A 15,518-nucleotide genomic window follows, 5' to 3' on the forward strand; every position below is an offset into this window, starting at 1 on the left:
TTATCTGGACTGACGGGCATCAGGACAGGCCTGAAGCCAATTGCATGACTCGTTCCTGGGTCGCTTCGCTGCGGTCGAGGGTGCCCATCAGGTCGCCTTCGTGCATCACCATGACCCGGTCGCTCATGCCCAGTACTTCCGGCAGCTCCGAGGAAATCATGATCACCGCCATGCCTTCGCTGGCGAGGAAGGCAATCAGCCGATAGATTTCGGCCTTGGCGCCGACATCGATGCCACGGGTCGGCTCGTCGAGGATCAGGATCCGCGGGTTGGTCATCAGCCAGCGGGCCAGCAGCGCTTTCTGCTGGTTGCCGCCAGACAAAGTGTCGATGCACTGCTCCAGCGACGGGGTCTTGACCCGCAGCTTCTTGCACATGTCCTCACACAAGGCGCGCAGGGCTTTCTGCTGGATGAAGCCGTTGCCCACGTAATGAGGCAGCACGGCCATCTCCATGTTTTCCAGCACCGACAGGCACGGGAACAGGCCACTGAGCTTGCGGTCCTCGGTCAACAGCGCGAAGCCTTTCTCGATGGCCATGTGCGGGTCGCTGATGCGCACCGGTTGGCCGTCCAGCAGGATTTCGCCGCCGGTACTCGGGGTCACGCCGAAAATCGCCTCGGCCACGTTGGTCCGGCCCGAGCCCATCAACCCGGCGATGCCCAGGATCTCCCCGGCATGCAGGTCGAAGGACACGCCTTTGAAGATGCCGTCCAGGCTCAGGTCGCGCACCGACAGCACCAATTCACCGATGGGTTGCTCGCGCACCGGGAACAACTGGCTCAGTTCGCGCCCGACCATCATCGAAATCAGGCTGTCGCCATCCATGCTGTCGGCCCGTTGCAGGCCGATGTAGGCGCCGTCGCGAAACACCGCCACTTCATCAGCGATGGCGAACACTTCGTTCATCTTGTGGGTGATGTAGATGATGCCCTTACCCTGGGACTTGAGGTCGGCAATGATCGAGAAGAGGTGGGCGACTTCGGTCTCGGTAATGGCCGAGGTCGGCTCGTCCATGATCAGGATGTCGGAGTCGTAGGACACGGCCTTGGCGATTTCGACCATCTGCCGCTCGGCGATACTCAGGTTGCCCACCTGCTCCTCGGGGTCGAGGTTGATGCGCAGGCGCTCCAACAGCCGGGCAGTGCAGCGATGCATTTCGCCATGGTCGACCATGTGCAGGCCGTTGAGCTGCTCGCGGCCGATCCAGATGTTCTCGGCGATGCTCATGTGGGGCATCAGGTTCAGTTCCTGATGGATCATCGCGATGCCAGCCTGCAAGGCCGCCAGGGGCGTGTCGAATTTCACCGGTTTGCCGCGCAAGCGCAGTTCGCCGGCGTCCGGCTGATAGATGCCGGCGACAATCTTCATCAAGGTGGATTTGCCCGCACCGTTCTCGCCCATCAGGGCCAGTACGGAACCGGGGCGTACCCGCAGTTGTACATCGGACAGGGCCACCACGCCGGGAAAGCCTTTGCTGACATTGACGACTTCCAGCAGATACGGTTCATCAGGTATTACGTCCGGCCGGAAAGTCATCGCCGGGGCGCTCGAAGCAGTCGCTGAAGCGAACATGATCAGGTACTCCCTCGGCAAGGTCGGCGTTGCAACCTTGCCTGTTTTATTGTTGTGGTGGGACCGGTGCGTCAAACGTCACTTGAACTGATCGACGTTTTCCGGCGTGATCAGGCGATACGGCACCCAGACGGACTGTTCGACCGGTTGTTTCTTGACCATTTTCACCGCCGTATCGATCGAGCCGTCGGCCTGGCCCTTGGCGTCCTGGAACACCGAGACCGCCATGTCGCCTTTCTTGATCGCGTTCAAGCCGTCCGGTGTGCCATCGACCCCGGCAATCAATACGCTGCCCTTCTTGGTGCCCGCTTGCTTGAGGGCCATGGCGGCGCCGATGGCCATCTCGTCGTTGTTGGACACCACGGCATTGAAATCGCGGCCCTGGGTCAGCCAGTCGTTGACCAGGGTCATACCCTTGTCCCGGGACCAGGTACCGGTCTGTTCCTGCTCGATCTTGATGTTGGGGTATTTGGCCAGCACCTCCTTGACGCCCTTGGTGCGGTTGGCGGTGGAGTTGTTGGCCAGGTCGCCCAGCAGGATCACGATGTCGCCCTTGCCGCCCATCTTGTCGGCCAGGTATTGCATCTGCATGCGCCCGGCTTCCAGGTCATCGGAGGCCACGGTGACCACGCCTTCTGGCAACTTCGGATCGTCCGGACGGCGGTTGACGTACACCAGTGGGATACCGGCGGCCACGGCGGCCTTGGTGATGCGCTGGGTCGCGGCGGTGTCCACCGGGTTGACGATGAGCGCGTCGACCTTCTGGCTGATGAAGCTTTCCACCTGGCTCAGCTGCTTGACCACGTCACTGCGCGCGTCTTCGAACTGCAGGGTGACGCCGTCCGGCAGGGACTTGGCTTTCTTGTCCATGGATTCGCGCAGGTACGTCAACCAGGTGTCATCGAACTGGGACATGCTGACGCCGATCTTCAGGTCCGCCAGGGCAGCGCCGCTGGTGAGCATCAACGACAGGGCCAGCGAGGCGATACGGGTCTTGGTCTTCATGAACGGTCTTTCTCCACTTTTTTGTTGGTTTTATGGATAAGGCGTGACGGATCAGGAACGGGGCAAGCGCACGATGGGCGCGCCGGGCATGCAACACACCATGGCGCCGTTACGCTGGATACACAGGGATTCGAACAGGGGAAGGACTGCGGACAGGCGCAGCAGATGTAACAAGTGAAACGCAGAGCGGCTGAAGGTTTTCATCGACGGTACCTAGCTGTGTTTCTTGTTTTTGTTTCGTCTATCGTCCGTTCAAGGCTGGCTTGGCGGGAGACAGACAGGATTGTCGGTAACCTGGAATCGACTTTATTGGAAAATATTTTCCATATCAACTCATTTTAGAATTTTATTCGTTTTTTATTCCATGGCCGACAGGCGTGGACAACCGCACCACTTCGCCCTGCTCGGCACTCTGCCGGGCAGCATCAAGGATGCGCGTGGTCGCCAGTGCATCACGGGCCTCCACCGGCAGCGGGCCAGCGCCCTGCAACGCGGTTTGCAGGTGTTGATAGAACGCCAGCCAGCAGCCACGCTCCGAGGTCACTCGCTCGCGCTCGGTGCCGTGCTCGAACCAGCCCCAGCGCCGATGCTCTTCAGCGCCCCAGCGTTCGCCCTCGGTCGCCGGGCTCAACCCGGCCAGCGCCTGGGCCTCTTGTCCGTCCAGGCCTTCTACGGTGTAGCACCCTTGGGTGCCGTTGACCCGAAAGCGTGGGCGCGCTGCGTTCTGCACACAGTTGCCGCTCAAGTGGGAAATCACGCCGCTGGCATGGGTCAAGGACAGGAAGAAGCCGTTGTCGAACACCTGGTCGGGCTGGCGGTAGTCCAGCTCGGCGTAGACCCGCGCCACCGGCCCGAACAGTTGCAGCGCCTGGTCCACCAGGTGGCTGCCCAAATCGCGCAGGAACCCGCCACCGCTGCCTTTGCCGACCGAGGTCGGCGAATAGCGCTCGACGCTGGATTCAAAACGAATGACCTGCCCCAGGGCGCCGGAGGCCAGCAGTTTGCGCAGGGTCAGGAAATCCGAATCCCAGCGGCGGTTCTGGTACACGCTCAACGGCACGTTGTGTTGTTCGGCGGCCAGCACCATCGCCTCGGCCTGTGCTGCATCCCAGGCAAAAGGCTTGTCGCTGACCACCGTCACGCCGAGTTCGATGGCTTGCAGCACAATGGCCGGGCGACCGTCCAGCGGTGTGGACACCACCACCGCATCAACGCCCGCTGCGACCAGTTGTTCGAGGGAGTCAAAGGCTTGGACGTGCGGATAATCACTCGCCAGTTGCTGGCGCCGTTCAGCGGACCGGGTCACCACGCCGACGAACGTAGCCCCGGGCAGACTGCTGATCAGCGGCGCGTGAAAGAACCGCCCACCCTTGCCGTAGCCCACTAGTCCGATTCGCATGAAAGCTCCTTGTTGGTCACTGAATGAGTGCAATCCCTGTGGGAGCTGAGCTTGCTCGCGATGGCGGCGGCACATTCAGCATCAATGCAAGCTGATCCACCGCCATCGCGAGCAAGCTCAGCTCCCACAGTTTGTTCTCGGATAACTGCGGGAACTCTACTCACAACAGATCCCCTGTGGGAGCGAGCAGGCTCGCTCCCACAATTTGACCGCATCCCCAAAGGAGAAATGTGGTCAGCCGTAGAAACGCGGGCGCTCGGGCAGGTCGACCTTGACGATCTGCCCACTCTGCTGCGCTGCCACACAGGCATCCGCCGCCACCGCTGCGGCAAAACCATCCCAGGCCGACGGCCCGCCCACCTGCCCGGCGCGCACGCCGTCGATGAAGGCCTGCAATTCGACGTCGTAGGCTGCGATGAAACGGTCCTTCCAGTCCATCAGGATCGCATTGGACAACTTGGCGCCACTGCGCAGTTGCACCTGGGACGGTTCCGGGAGCTTGGCGATGCCGGTCTCCCCCACCACTTCGCACTGGATGTCGTAGCCGTACTGGCAGTTGACGAACACTTCGACGTCGATGCGCGTGCCCCGGGCGGTTTCCAGCAGGACGATCTGCGGATCGCGCAAGTGGGCCAGGGCCTTGCTGGTCTTGCGCGGAAACACCACCTGCACCGACACATAGTCATCGGCCAGCAGCCAGCGCAACACATCCAGCTCATGGATCAAGGTGTCGGTGATCGCCATGTCGGTCTTGTAGTTTTCGCCCACGCTCGGGTTGCGGTGGGCGCAATGCAGCATCAGCGGTTCGCCGATCTGGCCGCTGTCGATCACCGCTTTCAGTGCCCGATAACCTTCATCGTACGGGCGCATGAAGCCAACCTGCACCAGGCGCTTGCCGTGGGCCACTTCGGCCTCGACGATCTTGCGGCAGCCTTCGGCCGTGACCGCCAGGGGCTTTTCACAGAACACCGGTTTGCCCGCCGCAATCGCCGCCAGCACGAATTCTTCGTGGCTCGGGCCCCAGGAGGTGACGAGGATCGCTTCCACGTCCGGCGCCTTGATCAATGCATGACCGTCGGGGTAGACCTCGGCGGTCAACTTCAGATCGGCAACGACCTTGGCCGCTTGTTGCAGGTTGATGTCGGTCACCGCCACCACCTGGCTGTTGAGCAAGGTCTGGCTGCAACGACGGATATGGTCCTGGCCGATGGCCCCGGTGCCGATGACGCCCAGCTTCAAAGACATGTAGAGAACTCCTTTCGTATTGTTGGGGCAATCAGTATTGACGGGCCTTGGCCAGTCGTTCATTGAGGGTCTTGGCGACGGCATCAGTGCGGGCGCTGGTGGAGACTTGCGCCACGCCAACCCGCCACCACGACAGGTATTTGTGGATCATGGTCTTGGGCAGGACCTTGATGTCGATCAGCGTCGAGACGCTCTGGCGCCGCGCATCGGCCAGGGCCGCGTGCAGTTCGTCGAGGGTCTTGACCTTGTAGGTCTTGCAACCGTAGGCCGCGGCGCTCATGGCGAAGTCCACCGGCACAAAACCGCCGTCGAGCTTGCCGGTGTCCGGGTTGCGGAAGCGGAACTCGGTGCCGAAGCTGTCCATGCCGTGTTCCATTTGCAGGTTGTTGATGCACCCGAAGGTCATGTTGTCCAGCAGCACCACATTGATCTTGCGGCGCTCCTGGATCGAGGTCGCCAACTCCGAGTGCAGCATCATGTAGGAGCCATCGCCCACCAGCGCGTAGACCTCTTTGTCGGGCTCGGCGAGTTTCACCCCCAGCGCCGCATTCACCTCATAGCCCATGCACGAATAACCGTACTCGACGTGATAGGTATTCACGCCCTTGCTGCGCCAACTGCGCTGCAAATCGCCGGGCAGGCTACCGGCGGCGGCGACGATGATGGCGTCATCCGCCAGGGTCTGGTTGAGGGTGCCGAGCACGCGGCTCTGGGTCAGGCAGGAACCGGTGAGTTCGATGAATTCGCGAAACACCGCCGGGTCCATGTGATCGTTGATTTCCGGGACAAAATCCTCGGTCTGGAAATCCGCCTGATAGATCCGGTCCACTTCGGCGTCGAGCTGGGCCTTGGCATCGGCGATCTGTCCGCCCCATTCGGCGCGATAGTCGCCCATCGCGGCGGACATCGCTTCCAGCCCCGAACGGGCGTCCGCCAGCAGTTGCACGCCGTCGAGTTTCAAGGCATCGCACGGGCTGATGTTGAGATTGAGGAACTGCACATCCGGGTGCTGGAACAGCCATTTCGACGCGGTGGTGAAATCGCTGTAGCGGGTGCCGATGCCGATGATCAGGTCGGCTTTCTTGGCCAGCAGGTTCGCCGCCAGACAACCGGTTTCACCGACACCGCCAACGTTCAGCGGGTGACTGGACACCACCGCGCTCTTGCCGGCCTGGGTCTCGGCGAACGGAATGTCGAAGCGCTCGGCAAAGGCCTGCAACGCGGCGTTGGCGCCGGAGTAGCGCACACCGCCGCCACAGATGATCAACGGCTGGCGCTTGCCCTTGAGCAGCGCCAGGGCATCGCTGAGCATCGCTTCGGTGGCCGGGCGGCGGTCGATGCGGTGCACACGTTTTTGCAGGAAGTAATCCGGGTAATCGTAGGCTTCGGCCTGCACGTCCTGGGGCAAGGCCAGGGTCACCGCGCCGGTTTCGGCCGGGTCGGTCAGTACGCGCATCGCATGAATCGCGGCGGTCATCAGTTGCTCGGGGCGGTTGATGCGATCCCAGTATTTGCTCACGGCCTTGAAGGCATCGTTGGTGCTGATACTCAGGTCGTGGAACTGTTCGATCTGCTGCAGCACCGGATCCGGCTGGCGACTGGCGTAGACATCGCCGGGCAACAGCAGCAACGGAATGCGATTGGCCGTCGCGGTGGCCGCGGCGGTCAGCATGTTCGCCGCACCGGGGCCGACCGACGAGCTGCAGGCGTAGATCTTGCGCCGCAGATGCTGCTTGGCAAACCCGATGGCGGCATGGGCCATGCCCTGCTCGTTGCGGCCCTGATGGACCACCAGGTCGCCGCCATCCTGCTCCAGCGCCTGGCCCAGGCCCAGCACGTTGCCGTGGCCAAAAATGGTAAACACCCCGGCGACGAACTTGCTCTGGACGCCATCGACTTCGATGTACTGGTTATCGAGGAATTTCACCAGGGCCTGGGCCATGGTCAGTCGTGTTGTGGTCATGCTTGCACCTTGTCTGGAATGCAAATTTGCGGCTGACTCAGTCCACTGTGGGAGCGAGCCTGCTCGCGATAGCGGTGTGTCAGGCGCCTATGCGTTGAATGTGCTACCGCCATCGCGAGCAGGCTCGCTCCCACAGGAGGGCTTCATCATTTTGATAACGGTGTCATGCCTGGGAGCTTTGCAGGTGGCTCATGCTCGCCCCCAACGCCTGGCGGATGTCGGCCAGGTCATGGACGCTCTCGGCGAACGGCTCGAAGGACAGGTAGCCCTCGTAGCCACCGGCCCGCAGCGCCTCGATCTGCGCAGCGTTGCCGAGGATGTCGGCCGCGCCCACCAGCACCCGGTGGCCGTCACGGATCGTCGCCAGCGGCGCCTGGGCATCCTCGACACCGGAGATGTGCACCAGCCCGGTCAGCTCGGGGAAGAATTCCTGTTCACCGGCCAAATGATGGTGAAAGGTGTCATGCACCAGGCGGAACACATCCAGCCCGCCAATGCTCTTGATCGCTTCCACCGCCGTGCGCTTGCGGCGCAACGAGCACTCTTCGAAACCCAGGGGCTCGATGAACCCGTAGATGCCAAAGGCGCGCAGGATCGGCGCCAGTTCGCTGAGGGCTGTACGCAGCCCAGCCGCGCGTTCAGCCTCGCTGCGCGGGTCGGCGCGGTCGTTGAGCGGGCACATTACCAGGCCCTCGGCACCGCATTCGCGGGCGTAATCGGCCAACCGCACGGCCTGGGCACGACGCTCTTCGTTCCACACGTCAAAAGGATACAGGGCGTTGATCGACAGCACCTTGATGCCGCGCGCCTCGCACAACTCGCGCACCCGGGCCGGCGGCATACCGTCTTCGATCTCGACGCCCTTCAGATCGTTGCGGATCTCGATGGCGTCGGTTTTCAACGCCAGGGCCAGGTCGATGAAAGCGGGCAGTGACAGGCGTGGCGCAACCATTCGGTTCAAGGCAAAACGCAGGGGCTTGTTCATTGTTGTTCTCCCTCCGGCAGACATTCGAAAAATGCGTTATTGGGCAGTCGGCATGCTGAATTCAGGCCCCTTGGCGATGCTGTCGGGCCAGCGCTGCATCACGCTTTTGTAGCGGCTGTAGAAGCGCAGGCCTTCTTCGCCGTAGGCATGGTGATCGCCGAACAACGAGCGCTTCCAGCCGCCAAAGGAATGCCAGGCCATGGGCACCGGAATCGGCACATTGATACCGACCATGCCGACCTTGATATTGCGGGCGAACGCCCGGGCAATGCCGCCGTCACGGGTGAAGCACGACACGCCGTTACCGAATTCATGGGCGTTGATCAGCGCCACCGCCGTGGCGAAATCCGGTACGCGAACGATCCCCAGCACCGGGCCGAAAATCTCTTGCTGGTAGATGCTCATCTCGGCGGTGACCTGGTCGAACAGCGTCGCGCCGACAAAGAAGCCCTGCTCGGCCCCGGGCACCTTGAAACCACGGCCATCGACAATCAGGCGCGCGCCTTCGGCCACGCCGGCGTCGATGAAACCTTCGACCTTGGCCTTGTGTTCGGCGGTGACCAGCGGCCCCATGTCGGTGCCGGGCTGCTGGCCGTTGCCGATCTTCAGTTGGTCGATGCGGGGCAACAGCTTGGCAATCAATTCATCGCCAACGTCGCCCACTGCCACGGCAATGGAAATCGCCATGCAGCGCTCACCGGCCGAACCGTAGGCGGCGCCGATCAGGGCATCCGCCGCCTGGTCGAGGTCGGCGTCAGGCATGACGATCATGTGGTTCTTGGCCCCGCCCAGGGCCTGCACACGTTTGCCGTGTGCCGTGCCCTGCTGGTGGATGTACTCGGCAATCGGCGTGGAGCCGACAAAGGATATCGCTTCGATGTCCGGGTGCTGCAACAGCGCATCCACCGCCACCTTGTCGCCCTGGACCACGTTGAACACACCGTCCGGCAAGCCGGCTTCGGTCAGCAACCGGGCCATCAGCAGGCTGGCGGAGGGATCGCGCTCCGAAGGCTTGAGGATGAAGCAGTTGCCGGCAACCAGCGCCAGGGGAATCATCCACAACGGCACCATCACCGGGAAATTGAACGGCGTGACCCCGGCGCAAACGCCCAGGGGCTGGCGCAGATTCCAGTTGTCGATGCCGCCGCCGATGTTGTCGCTGAAATCGGTCTTGAGCAGGTTCGGCGCACCGCAGGCGTACTCGACGATCTCGATGCCTCGGGTGACTTCGCCGTGGGCGTCGGACAGCACCTTGCCGTGTTCACGGCTGATGATCTGCGCCAGTTCGTCGTGGTGCCGGTCCAGCAGTTCCTTGAACTTGAACATCACCCGCGAACGGCGCAATGACGACTGCTCGGACCAGGCCGGGAACGCCGCCAGCGCCGAGGCCACTGCCGCGTCGACGGTGCCCGGCTCGGCCAGGGCCACCCGGGCCTGCACCGCACCGGTGGCAGGGTTGAAGACATTGCTGAAACGCGTGCTGTCGCGGTCCTGCACGTGGCCGTTGAGGTAATGGCCTACTACCGGGGCGTCACTCATTGTTCTTGTTCTCCGTGCGAATGTTGGAAATCAGAGGTCCAGCAGCCAGCTGTGCTGCGGATCGTTATGGAACTGCCAGACCCGCTTCGGGCCGGCCATGACGTTCAGGTAATACGACTCGTAACCGTAGGGCACGCTGACCGGGTGATAGCCCTTGGGCACCACCACCAGGTCGCTGTTCTCCACGGCCATGGCCTGGTCGATGCTGCGGTCGTCGGTGTAGACCCTCTGGAACACGAAGCCTTGGGACGGGTTGACCTGGTGGTAATAGGTTTCTTCCAGGAAGCTCTGGTGCGGCAGGTCGTCGGTGTCGTGCTTGTGCGGCGGGTAGCTCGAGGAGTGCCCCGACGGCGTGCGCACTTCCACCACCAGCAGCGAATGGGCCGGTTCGCTGTCGGGCAGGATGTCGCAGACATAGCGGGTGTTGGCGCCCTTGCCGCGCACACTGCGCTTCATGCTGTCCGGGCGGATCAGCCGTGGGGCATAACTGTTTTGCGCAGAACCCGGCGCGGCGCACACGGCAATCTGCACATCGCTCAACGCGGTGACCTGGGCCTGACTGCCGGGCGGCAGGTAAGCGGCATAGGGTGACTTGTCCTCGAACACCGACTGGCGATCACCGAGGTTGTCCCAATGGAAAGCGCCCTGCCCCGGCGCTTCGCCCTTGAGGCTGATGCGCCCGCTGAGCAGCACCAGGCACAATTCCTTGTCACCGGCGGCCACCGGCAGGGTTTCACCGAGGCTCAGGCGGTAGGCGGCGAACCCGACGTATTCCAGCTCACCTGCCGGCAACTGGACCATGGTCCGGCCGCTGGCATGGCTCTTGATCAACAGGCTCATGACGGGCTCCTTTCTTGCAGCAAGGCACGCAGGGTGTCGTAGCCCTTCTTGGCGTAGGCATAACTCGGCGCTACGGCAGGGTCCTGCTCGGCTTCCACCACCAGCCAGCCTTGGTAATCGGCGGCCAGCAGGACGTCGAGCAACGCGGCGAAGTCGATGTCGCCGTCACCCGGCACGGTGAAGGTGCCGTTGATGATGCAGTCGGGAAAACTCCACAGGTTATTGCGCGCCAGTTGCACCACCGGTTTGCGCACGTCCTTGAAGTGCACATGGCAGACTCGCTCGATGTGCTTGCGCAACACCTGCAACGGTTCGCCACCGCCCATGTAGCAGTGGCCCGAGTCGAACAGCAGGCCCACTTCGCTGCCGGTCAGGGCCATCAGCTTGTCGATGTCCGCGGGTGACTCGACATAGGCGCCCATGTGGTGGTGATAGGCCAGGCGCACGCCCCGGGACAAGGTGAAGCGCGCCAGCTCGGTGAGCTTGTCGGCGTAGGCTTGCCAGGCTTCATCCGTATGGAAACGCGGCCGCTCGATCAGTGAAATGCGTTGGCCTTGAATGGAATCGGCGACTTCACCATAGACCAGCACGTTGGCGCCGTTCTGTGCCAGCAGCTCGACGTGGCTGGCGATGGCGTCGATTTCCTCAGCCGCCGAACGCCGGGCCAGGCGGCTGGAATACCAGCCGGAGACCAGCGCCAGGTCATAAGGACGCAGCACATCGCCGACACCCTTGGCGTCCTTGGGGAATTTGCCGTTGAGTTCAAAACCTTCGTAGCCGATTTCCTTGCCCTCGCTCAGCGCCGTGCTCAACGGCGTCTCGCCGCCCAACGACGGCAAGTCATCGTTGCTCCAGGAAATCGGGTTGATGCCAATTCGAATAGCGGGCATGGCTGCACCTTTTATTGTTTTCAAACTGAATATCGAAAACCGTTTGGAATACTTATTGTGGCGAGGGGATTTATCCCCGCTGGGCTGCGAAGCAGCCCCAAACCCAGCAGCTCGGTGTGTCAGGCAAATTGAATTAAACCTTTAAGGGGCCGCTTCGCAGCCCAGCGGGGATAAATCCCCTCGCCACAAGAGCCGGCGCAACATCCATCAAGCACGGGCACTGCGCCACGCCTCGATCAATTCCACAAACCTGCCCTGCACCTGCCGGATCAGCGTTTCATCATCGATTTCCCCGGCCAGCCAGGCCCGGCTCGGTTCCTGGAAGATCGTGCGGCCCACGGCGAAACCGCGGCAGGTGGTGCTCTGGCTGGCCTGGCGGAAGCCTTCGGCCAGGGCGGCAGCCGGGGCGTTGAGGCCCAGCAGGACCACGCCACGGCAATACGGGTCGCGGTGCTGGATCAGCTCATCGAGCTGTTTCCATTCCTCCGCGCTCTGGGCCTCGATCTTCCACCACGCCGGGAAAATACCCAGGTTGTAGAGGCGCTTGAGGGCGCGATAGAGCACGTCCGGGTGGGGTGACGGATGATCCTTGGGCGGAATGACTTCCAGCAGCAATTCATGGCCGCTGACCTGGGACGCCTTGTACAAGCCCATCAGTTGCGCTTCCTGCTCCAGGCGCAGCAGCGGTTCGTCATCAGGGTGAAATTGCACCAGGCACTTGATGATCTGTTCCTGTGGCCAGGCGATCAGATTGCTGCCAATGGAACGTCCATGCTCGAACGCCAGCGGCCGCGAATTCTGTACCTCCACCGGCCGCGCCACCCACCAGCCACGTCCGGTGGCAGCGTTCAGCGAGTCCTGGCCGAAGCGCTGGTCAGCCAGCAGACCGACGTCGGCCTCGACGCCTTGGCGTTGCAGGTCGGCTTCGACCCGCTCCACCGCCTGGATGAACAATTGCTTGAGGTCACCAATGCAGCTCAGGTCACGGCCGCCTTTCTGGGCCAGTTCCACCAGTTGCCAGCGATGGTCGAACGCAAAGATGAACAGTTGTTTCCAGGTCTTGCGGGGCACGCTGACCTGATGCAGTCGTTGCAGCACGGCATCCTGGTCCGGACGGGTAATCGGCACCGGGCTCTTGAATAAATAGTCGAGCTCGGCCCGGGTCGGCATCGCCGGGGCACAGGCATGACGCGACACCACCAGGCCGCCGCAGGCATTGGCCAACTGACAGCAGCGCTCATCGCTGGCGTCCTCCAGCCAACCGGCGAGGAAGCCCGACATGAATGCATCGCCCGCGCCCAGTACATTCAGCACTTCAACCCGTACGCCTGGATAAAGGGCGCCGTCTTCAAGCCGGGCTGGGATGGCGCCATGGATCACCGTGCAACCTTGCGGGCCAAGCTTGACCACCAGGGTCGCCGCCGTCAGCGAGCGCACGGTGCGCAAGGCGCTCAGCAGGTCTTCGCTGCCACCAGCGATCAGGAATTCTTCTTCGGTGCCAACGATCAGGTCGAAACGCGACAGGATGCCTTGCACATGCTGGCTGACCTTCTGGTCGGCCACAAAACGGGTCTCCCCATCGGCCTTGCCCGCCAGGCCCCAGAGCACTGGTCGATAATCGATGTCCAACACGCATTTGACGTTGTGTTTCTCAGCGTAATCCAGCGCCTGGGTACTGGCCTTGTAGACGCCATCGGTAGAGAAATGCGTGCCGGTGATCAGCAGCGCTTTGCTGGAGGCAATGAAGGCTTCGTCGATGTCTTCGGCGCGCAACGCCATGTCGGCGCAATTTTCCCGGTAGAACACCAGGGGAAAGGTTTCCCGGTCCTTGATCCCCAGCAGGACCATGGCCGTCAGGCGTTCGGGATCGACCTTGATGCCACTGACATCGCAGCCTTCACGGGTCAGGGATTCCACCAGGAAGCGGCCCATGTGGTCGTCCCCTACCCGGCTCAGCATCGCCGACCGGAGCCCCAGGCGTGCCGTGCCGAAAGCGATGTTGGCCGACGAACCGCCCAGGTACTTGGCGAAGCTTGCGACATCTTCCAGGCGCGCGCCGACTTGCTGCGCGTAAAGGTCGACGCCCAGGCGTCCCAGGCAGATCACATCCAATTGACGCCCACTGGCAAAACGAGTCTGGCCCATGCTGGCTCCTGTTATTTTTATCAGCCTGCGCTTGTCGCCAAAACCGACGCCAGCGCTGTTGGTGAATGCAGACTAAAACGAGCGGCGCGCAATAATCAATAATTATTCTATAAATTTTTTACGTGGAATATTTTTTCCAATACGCTATGAGCAAAGCGAGCCAGCCGCAGTGCATCGTTTCAGCAGATGCTGCAACATTTGTCCGCCCATGATTTTCCCTGCGCCTACGCTGTAGACTGCGACCAGCCAACCTATTGTCGAGGGCCGGCCTTTTTTCGGGCCGCCCTATAAGAACAAGCCAGAAGGATTTTCTATGACCCGCCCCGATGATCTGCCGGCGCCGTCCGAGAGCGCGTCCGAACCCGCCCTCTCGAGCCCACCGATCAATGCCGAGCGCCTGCTGCAACTGATCACCGATGAATACGAAAGCCTGCCGCGCCAGCTCAAACGCATCGCCAGCTACATGAGCCAGCAGAGCGACCGGATCATGGTCGACCGCATCAGCGACATCGCCCGGGAATGCGAAGTGCACCCCTCGGCCATCGTCAGGTTTTCCCAGCGCTTCGGCTTCAGCGGGTTCAGCGAAATGCAGGCGTTGTTCCGCGAGGCCTACACCCACAAGACCACGCCGGTGCAGAACTACCAGCAGCGCATCCGCAGCATGATCGCCAACAAGTCGCAGAAGGCCAGCGGCGGCGACCTGGCCCGCGAGTGCGTCAACGCGACCCTGTCGGGCATCGAGCGACTGGGATTGGAGCTGGACGACCAGGCGTTCGAAAAGGCCGTGGACCTGGTGGTCAACGCCGACAACATCTACGTGGTAGGTGTGCGCCGCTCGTTCGCGGTGGCCGATTACCTGGTCTACAACCTGCAACACACCAATAAACGCATTCACCTGGTGTCCGGCCTGGGCGGCAGTTACCGCGAGCAGATGCGCAGCGTGCGCGCCAACGACCTGGTCATCGCCATCAGCTTCACGCCCTATGGCAAGGAAACCCAGCACTGCCTGCGCATTGCCCAGCACCACCAGGCCAAGACCCTGATCATCACCGACAGCAACCTGTCGCCCCTGGCCAAACGGGCCAACGCGGTGTTGTTGGTCAACGAAGGCAGTTCGTTCGCCTTCCGTTCGCTGAGTGCCACGCTGTGCCTGTGCCAGGCGTTGTTCATCGCCGTGGCTTACCGACTGGAACTCAAGGTCGATGAAATCCATGAACAGGTCGGGTTCGAGGATTAACGCCCGCAAAGGATTACTCAAGGAGAAGTCATGAAACTGATCGGCATGCTGGACTCGCCCTATGTAAGACGCGTCGCCATTTCCGCCAAGTGCCTGGGGGTTGCCCTGGAGCACGATTCCGTTTCGGTGTTCAGGCATTTCGAACAGTTCCAGCGCATCAACCCGGTGGTCAAGGCCCCGACCCTGGTACTGGACGACGGCAACGTGCTGATGGATTCCACGTTGATCATCGACTACCTGGAGGCCTTGGCCGCCCCGGGGAAAAGCTTGATGCCGACCGACATTGGCCAACGGCTGCGCGCACTGCGCCTGATTGGCTTGGCCCTGGCGGCGTGCGAGAAGTCGGTGCAGATCTACTACGAACGCAACCTGCGGCCAACGGAGATCCAGCACGCCCCCTGGGTTGAACGCGTGGAAGGCCAACTGGCGGCGGCTTATGGAATGCTGGAGCAGGAACTGGAGAAACAGCCGCTGGGCACTGATGGCAAACTCGATCAGGCCGGCATCACCGTGGCAGTGGCCTGGAGCTTCACCAACCTGGTGGTGCCAGACCAGGTGCAAGGCAAGGCTTTCCCGTTGATCAGCGCATTCACCGCCTATGCCGAAGGGTTGGAGGCGTTTGTCAGCACGCCGATGGAATAACCGGCTGTGAACAAAAAAGCCTGAGGGTAATCAGAGTACCTGTGGGAGCAAAGCT

At 62.1% G+C, this 15,518-nt stretch carries 12 protein-coding genes; 2 read left to right on the forward strand and 10 right to left on the reverse strand.

All coding sequences use genetic code 11. The features are described 5' to 3' along the window. Positions 1 to 19: 19 nt before the first annotated feature. The 10 genes from B0E42_RS23305 to iolC all read right to left on the reverse strand — a co-directional run bounded on the left by B0E42_RS23305 (position 20) and on the right by iolC (position 13,584). Positions 20 to 1,573 (reverse strand): sugar ABC transporter ATP-binding protein, encoded by a 1,554-nt coding sequence (locus tag B0E42_RS23305; RefSeq protein WP_018612767.1) that lies wholly within the window; start codon positions 1,571 to 1,573, stop codon positions 20 to 22. A 78-nt stretch (positions 1,574 to 1,651) separates the two neighbouring features. Next, entirely contained in the window at positions 1,652 to 2,578 is a 927-nt protein-coding gene (locus B0E42_RS23310; protein WP_018612769.1) for a sugar ABC transporter substrate-binding protein, read from the reverse strand. 346 nt (positions 2,579 to 2,924) lie between these two features. Further along, a complete protein-coding gene (locus tag B0E42_RS23315; RefSeq protein ID WP_077507687.1) occupies positions 2,925 to 3,977 on the reverse strand; it encodes a Gfo/Idh/MocA family oxidoreductase in 1,053 nt (350 codons plus the stop codon). A gap of 234 nt (positions 3,978 to 4,211) precedes the next feature. Further along, positions 4,212 to 5,222, reverse strand: coding sequence for a Gfo/Idh/MocA family protein (locus B0E42_RS23320; RefSeq protein ID WP_018612774.1), 1,011 nt, complete (start codon positions 5,220 to 5,222; stop codon positions 4,212 to 4,214). A gap of 31 nt (positions 5,223 to 5,253) precedes the next feature. Next, positions 5,254 to 7,185: a 3D-(3,5/4)-trihydroxycyclohexane-1,2-dione acylhydrolase (decyclizing) gene (gene iolD / locus B0E42_RS23325; RefSeq protein WP_077507689.1), complete on the reverse strand. Its 1,932-nt coding sequence runs from the start codon at positions 7,183 to 7,185 to the stop codon at positions 5,254 to 5,256. A 163-nt stretch (positions 7,186 to 7,348) separates the two neighbouring features. Next, positions 7,349 to 8,170 carry a TIM barrel protein gene (locus tag B0E42_RS23330; protein WP_077507692.1) on the reverse strand — a complete coding sequence of 274 codons (822 nt, stop codon included), beginning with the start codon at positions 8,168 to 8,170 and terminating at the stop codon, positions 7,349 to 7,351. Between the two features lie 36 nt (positions 8,171 to 8,206). Then, positions 8,207 to 9,709 carry a CoA-acylating methylmalonate-semialdehyde dehydrogenase gene (locus tag B0E42_RS23335; RefSeq protein ID WP_018612779.1) on the reverse strand — a complete coding sequence of 501 codons (1,503 nt, stop codon included), beginning with the start codon at positions 9,707 to 9,709 and terminating at the stop codon, positions 8,207 to 8,209. Positions 9,710 to 9,739: 30 nt separating this feature from the next. Further along, on the reverse strand, positions 9,740 to 10,549 hold the full coding sequence (gene iolB / locus B0E42_RS23340; RefSeq protein ID WP_018612781.1) for a 5-deoxy-glucuronate isomerase: 810 nt from the start codon (positions 10,547 to 10,549) through the stop codon (positions 9,740 to 9,742). After that, the gene (gene iolE / locus B0E42_RS23345; protein WP_018612783.1) at positions 10,546 to 11,439 is read right to left on the reverse strand and encodes a myo-inosose-2 dehydratase; all 894 of its coding nucleotides are present in this window, start codon (positions 11,437 to 11,439) and stop codon (positions 10,546 to 10,548) included. Before iolE ends, iolB begins: the two co-directional genes overlap by 4 nt. A gap of 207 nt (positions 11,440 to 11,646) precedes the next feature. Then, complete coding sequence (gene iolC / locus B0E42_RS23350; protein WP_077507695.1) at positions 11,647 to 13,584, reverse strand: 5-dehydro-2-deoxygluconokinase; 1,938 nt, start codon at positions 13,582 to 13,584, stop codon at positions 11,647 to 11,649. A gap of 313 nt (positions 13,585 to 13,897) precedes the next feature. Between iolC and B0E42_RS23355 the strand changes: the two genes are divergently transcribed. After that, positions 13,898 to 14,821 carry a MurR/RpiR family transcriptional regulator gene (locus B0E42_RS23355; protein ID WP_014337867.1) on the forward strand — a complete coding sequence of 308 codons (924 nt, stop codon included), beginning with the start codon at positions 13,898 to 13,900 and terminating at the stop codon, positions 14,819 to 14,821. A gap of 30 nt (positions 14,822 to 14,851) precedes the next feature. Continuing rightward, the gene (locus B0E42_RS23360; RefSeq protein WP_077507698.1) at positions 14,852 to 15,463 is read left to right on the forward strand and encodes a glutathione S-transferase; all 612 of its coding nucleotides are present in this window, start codon (positions 14,852 to 14,854) and stop codon (positions 15,461 to 15,463) included. Positions 15,464 to 15,518: the final 55 nt, after the last annotated feature.

Origin of the sequence: Pseudomonas sp. A25(2017) (assembly GCF_002001065.1) — a bacterium.
Taxonomy (GTDB): Bacteria; Pseudomonadota; Gammaproteobacteria; order Pseudomonadales; family Pseudomonadaceae; genus Aquipseudomonas; species Aquipseudomonas kilonensis.

Excerpts from the sequence above, each read along its gene's own strand:
- B0E42_RS23305 (WP_018612767.1), bottom strand. The coding sequence starts at position 1,573 with ATGTTCGCTTCAGCGACTGCTTCGAGCGCCCCGGCGATGACTTTCCGG.
- B0E42_RS23310 (WP_018612769.1), bottom strand. The coding sequence starts at position 2,578 with ATGAAGACCAAGACCCGTATCGCCTCGCTGGCCCTGTCGTTGATGCTC.
- B0E42_RS23315 (WP_077507687.1), bottom strand. The coding sequence starts at position 3,977 with ATGCGAATCGGACTAGTGGGCTACGGCAAGGGTGGGCGGTTCTTTCAC.
- B0E42_RS23320 (WP_018612774.1), bottom strand. The coding sequence starts at position 5,222 with ATGTCTTTGAAGCTGGGCGTCATCGGCACCGGGGCCATCGGCCAGGAC.
- iolD (WP_077507689.1), bottom strand. The coding sequence starts at position 7,185 with ATGACCACAACACGACTGACCATGGCCCAGGCCCTGGTGAAATTCCTC.
- B0E42_RS23330 (WP_077507692.1), bottom strand. The coding sequence starts at position 8,170 with ATGAACAAGCCCCTGCGTTTTGCCTTGAACCGAATGGTTGCGCCACGC.
- B0E42_RS23335 (WP_018612779.1), bottom strand. The coding sequence starts at position 9,709 with ATGAGTGACGCCCCGGTAGTAGGCCATTACCTCAACGGCCACGTGCAG.
- iolB (WP_018612781.1), bottom strand. The coding sequence starts at position 10,549 with ATGAGCCTGTTGATCAAGAGCCATGCCAGCGGCCGGACCATGGTCCAG.
- iolE (WP_018612783.1), bottom strand. The coding sequence starts at position 11,439 with ATGCCCGCTATTCGAATTGGCATCAACCCGATTTCCTGGAGCAACGAT.
- iolC (WP_077507695.1), bottom strand. The coding sequence starts at position 13,584 with ATGGGCCAGACTCGTTTTGCCAGTGGGCGTCAATTGGATGTGATCTGC.
- B0E42_RS23355 (WP_014337867.1), top strand. The coding sequence starts at position 13,898 with ATGACCCGCCCCGATGATCTGCCGGCGCCGTCCGAGAGCGCGTCCGAA.
- B0E42_RS23360 (WP_077507698.1), top strand. The coding sequence starts at position 14,852 with ATGAAACTGATCGGCATGCTGGACTCGCCCTATGTAAGACGCGTCGCC.